Source organism: Treponema endosymbiont of Eucomonympha sp. (assembly GCF_001028545.1).
Genome location: NZ_BBPW01000493.1, coordinates 1 through 535, shown reverse-complemented (window position 1 = coordinate 535; position 535 = coordinate 1). Strand labels below are relative to the sequence as shown.

Below are 535 nucleotides of genomic sequence, written 5' to 3'. Positions count from 1 at the left end.
GATATGGAGTAGTCGCCGGGCAGCACGCAGGGGCCGGACCCGCCGGCGCGGTGCGGGTCGCAGAGCGTAACGCGCGCGCCCATGCCGATGAGCCGGTCGACGAAGAACATGCGGGACTCAAACATTTTTTCGTGAATCAGCACGGTGCCGTCGACCTGCGTCGCCACCACGGTCATGATGCTCGTCAGGTCGGGCGGGAAGCCGGGCCAGGGCGCGTCGTCGATTTTAGGAATCATGCCGCCCCGGTCGCTGTTCACCTTCAGTTCTTGCTCCGCGGGCACGGTGAGCGTCGTCCCGTTCATGCTCCAGCGGATTCCGAGCTTCCTGAACGCCGTCTGTATCGGGCGCATATCCCGCGGGTTTGCGCCGAAAATCGTTACTGAGCCGCGAGTCGCCGCCGCAAGCCCGATGAACGAGCCGATTTCCATATAGTCGGTGCCGACGGCAAAGTCCGCGCCGTGCAGTTCCGCCGCGCCGTTGATTCGGAGAACGTTGCTGCCTATGCCGCTAATGTCCGCGCCCATTTCGTTCAGCA

1 protein-coding gene is annotated in these 535 nt (G+C 63.9%); it reads right to left on the bottom strand.

Annotated elements, in window-relative coordinates; translation table 11 throughout:
* On the bottom strand, window positions 1–535 hold a 535-nt coding region (locus AWU74_RS07740), incomplete at both ends, for a carboxyvinyltransferase (protein ID WP_498067492.1).